Origin of the sequence: Streptomyces sp. RP5T (genome assembly GCF_003933965.1) — a bacterium.
In the GTDB taxonomy this organism is placed as follows: domain Bacteria; phylum Actinomycetota; class Actinomycetes; order Streptomycetales; family Streptomycetaceae; genus Streptomyces.
This window is the reverse complement of sequence record NZ_RSAJ01000810.1, coordinates 1-3,047: the sequence shown is the minus strand read 5'-3', so window position 1 is coordinate 3,047 and position 3,047 is coordinate 1. Positions and strand designations below refer to the sequence as shown.

The following is a 3,047-nucleotide window of genomic DNA, read 5'->3' as shown; positions in this document are numbered from 1 at the left end:
CGGCAGTACGGCCCCGGTCACCGCCCCCAGCGCGGCCCCGGTCCGCAGGGCCCGCGCACAGCGTCGTTTCCCCACCCGGTCCGCGAGATACCAGGACGCCGTCTCCAGCGCCCCGTGCTCCACCCACCGGTACAGCTCGTCCAGCCGTACGGCGGGCTCGCCCCAGTCGCCGAGCGGAAACGTCCGCCCGGCCAGATCGGCCCGTCCGTCCTGAGGCGGGCCCTCGGGCTGCATCTCCGGCTGACCCACCCGGCGCTCCCTACTGATCGGTCACCCTGCGTGACGCCTGATGCTGATGTGCGGGGATCCTTCCTACCGCCCAATGGGTGGCGAAGGGGGTGCTTTGGTCGCTTTTCCGCTCGGAAGTGGGCCTTGATCAGGTATAGGACTCCCCGTCGACTCACTCGAAAGAGTGCTGGGGCGACGCCCGTCCCGACCACGTAGGCTCGTGCCAGGGAGGAAAAACCTCGCCCGCACAGCCGTACCGACACAGGAGCTGATCGTGATCCCCGGTGGTGGCCAGCCCAACATGCAGCAGCTGCTCCAGCAGGCCCAGAAGATGCAGCAGGACCTGGCGAGCGCGCAGGAGGAACTCGCCCGGACCGAGGTCGACGGCCAGGCGGGCGGCGGTCTGGTGAAGGCCACCGTCACCGGCGCCGGAGAGCTGCGCGCGCTCAGGATCGACCCGAAGGCGGTGGACCCGGAGGACACCGAGACCCTCGCCGACCTGATCGTGGCGGCCGTACAGGCGGCCAACGAGAACGCCCAGACCCTTCAGCAGCAGAAGCTCGGCCCGCTCGCCCAGGGCCTCGGCGGCGGCAGCGGCATCCCCGGTCTGCCCTTCTAGGAGGGGGCCCGTCTTCCGGAGTCCGGTGTCGGCCAACTAGCGTACGTATCGCAAGGAACCCAGGAAGGACGGCAGTCCGTTGTACGAAGGCGTGGTCCAGGACCTCATCGACGAACTGGGGCGGCTGCCCGGCGTCGGTCCCAAGAGCGCCCAGCGGATCGCCTTCCACATCCTCCAGGCCGAGCCGACGGACGTGCGCCGGCTCGCGCAGTGCCTGATGGAGGTCAAGGCGAAGGTCCGCTTCTGCGCGACCTGCGGCAATGTCGCCCAGGAAGAGCTGTGCAACATCTGCCGGGATCCCCGCCGCGACCTCTCCGTCATCTGCGTGGTGGAGGAGCCGAAGGACGTGGTCGCGATCGAGCGCACCCGGGAGTTCCGTGGCAAGTACCACGTCCTCGGCGGCGCGATCAGCCCCATCGAGGGTGTAGGACCCGATGATCTGCGCATACGGGAACTGTTGGCCCGGCTCGCCGACGGGACGGTCACGGAGCTGATCCTGGCCACCGACCCGAACCTGGAGGGCGAGGCCACGGCGACGTACCTCGCCCGCATGATCAAGCCCATGGGCCTCAAGGTCACCCGCCTGGCCAGCGGCCTCCCGGTGGGTGGCGACCTGGAATACGCGGACGAGGTGACCCTCGGCCGCGCCTTCGAGGGGAGACGACTCCTAGATGTCTGACGCCACACTGCACGCGACTGCCCAGGACCCCGACGACTTCGCGGTCCAGATCGCCGACCAGGTCGAGAGTTTCCTGGTGGCCGTCATGGAGGTGGCGAAGGGCGACGAACCCGACTCGGCCGTCCCCTTCCTGCTCCTGGAGGTCTCCCAGCTCCTGCTGGCCGGCGGCCGCCTCGGCGCGCACGAGGACATCGTCCCCGACGAGCGCTACGAGCCCGACACGGGCCCGGACGCCGACGTGGACGAGCTCCGCGAGAACCTGGCCCGGCTGCTGGAACCGATCGACGTCTACTCCGAGGTCTTCGACCCCTACGAGCCCCGCAAGGCCCCGGTCCCGGCCCGGATCTCGGACGACCTGACCGACGTCATCACCGACCTGCGCCACGGCATGGCCCACTACCGCGCGGGCCGCACCAGCGAGGCGCTGTGGTGGTGGCAGTTCTCCTACTTCTCCAACTGGGGCTCCACCGCGTCCGCGACCCTGCGCGCCCTGCAGTCGGTGGTGGCGCACGTGCGCCTGAACCAGCCGCTGGCGGAACTGGACGGTCTCGACACCGACCAGGGAATGGGCGACGAGACGCTGGAGATCGAGGCGGGCCGGGTGATGGTGGAGGAGATCGCGGGTCCGCTGGGGCTGCGCCCCGCCAAGTAGCCGCTCCCGCGCGGGGCTCCCGGAGCCGATGTGACGCGAGTCACGCACGGCGGCTTCCGGAACGGCGTAATGCGTGGGCACCTGGGGTGGTCTGACTGCACGACGGCCACACCCGGCTGCTCACACCCCCGCCGACTTGGAGCCCCGCATGCACGTCACCCTCCAGCAGCCGACAGGCGCCCGCCTGATCACGGCCACCGGCCAGGAGATCGCGATCCCCGCGACCCTGCGCTACACCTCCGGTGACCCGCTGGCCGTGCACATCGACTTCCCGCCCCATGTCACGGTCGACGGCGAGGCCACGACGTGGACGTACGCCCGCGTCCTGCTCGCCGAGGGCCTGCGGGCCCCGTCGGGCATCGGCACCGTACGGGTCCGCCCGGCCGGTCCGGCCCACACCCGCGTGGAGTTCCACGCCGCACAGGGCGTCGCCGTCCTCCGGTTCACCACCGCGGACCTGACCCGCTTCCTGGCCCGCACGTACACGGTCGTCGCCCCGGACGAGGAGACGGTGGGGGCCGAACTGGACCACGGGCTGGTGGCGTTGTTCGGGGGCCGGGTGTGACACGGGGCAGGTGGCCGGCGCGGACCGGTCACAGCCCCCACAGCCCCTTCGCCACGGCTGTCACCCCGCCCAGCAGGGCGAGCGACAGCACCAGCAGGCGGGCCCGGTTCTCCGGTATGCGGGGCGCCAGCCCTCTGCCGATCAGGGCGCCCGCCGCCATCGCCGCGATCACCAGTGCCCACTGCGGGCCCCGCAGCCCCGGCACCCCGTTGGACGCCACCGAGAAGGCGTTCACGACCACGCCGTAGAACATCGCGTTCGGGACGAACTCCCGTACCGTCCAGCCCGCGTTGACGGCGTAGAG

5 protein-coding genes and 1 pseudogene are annotated in these 3,047 nt (G+C 71.0%); 4 read left to right on the top strand and 2 right to left on the bottom strand.

Features of this window, described 5'->3' with window-relative positions; genetic code table 11:
* The coding region (locus tag EHS43_RS41385; RefSeq protein ID WP_125195656.1) for an SLATT domain-containing protein at nucleotides 1-249 on the bottom strand (249 nt) is incomplete at its 3' end.
* Between the two features lie 253 nt (nucleotides 250-502).
* On the opposite strand from EHS43_RS41385, the gene EHS43_RS41380 reads away from it, so the two are divergent.
* The 4 genes from EHS43_RS41380 (at nucleotide 503) to EHS43_RS41365 (ending at nucleotide 2,743) form a co-directional block, all read left to right on the top strand.
* Entirely contained in the window at nucleotides 503-847 is a 345-nt protein-coding gene (locus tag EHS43_RS41380; RefSeq protein WP_125195655.1) for a YbaB/EbfC family nucleoid-associated protein, read from the top strand.
* A 79-nt stretch (nucleotides 848-926) separates the two neighbouring features.
* Complete coding sequence (gene recR, locus EHS43_RS41375; protein ID WP_007383602.1) at nucleotides 927-1,526, top strand: recombination mediator RecR; 600 nt, start codon at nucleotides 927-929, stop codon at nucleotides 1,524-1,526.
* Nucleotides 1,519-2,178, top strand: coding sequence for a DUF5063 domain-containing protein (locus EHS43_RS41370; protein WP_125195654.1), 660 nt, complete (start codon nucleotides 1,519-1,521; stop codon nucleotides 2,176-2,178). Before recR ends, EHS43_RS41370 begins: the two co-directional genes overlap by 8 nt.
* A 148-nt stretch (nucleotides 2,179-2,326) precedes the next feature.
* Nucleotides 2,327-2,743, top strand: coding sequence for an SsgA family sporulation/cell division regulator (locus tag EHS43_RS41365; protein WP_125195653.1), 417 nt, complete (start codon nucleotides 2,327-2,329; stop codon nucleotides 2,741-2,743).
* A 28-nt stretch (nucleotides 2,744-2,771) separates the two neighbouring features.
* On the opposite strand, the pseudogene EHS43_RS41360 reads toward EHS43_RS41365, so the two are convergent.
* Nucleotides 2,772-3,047 (bottom strand): annotated as a pseudogene (locus EHS43_RS41360) (sulfite exporter TauE/SafE family protein); the annotation flags it as partial.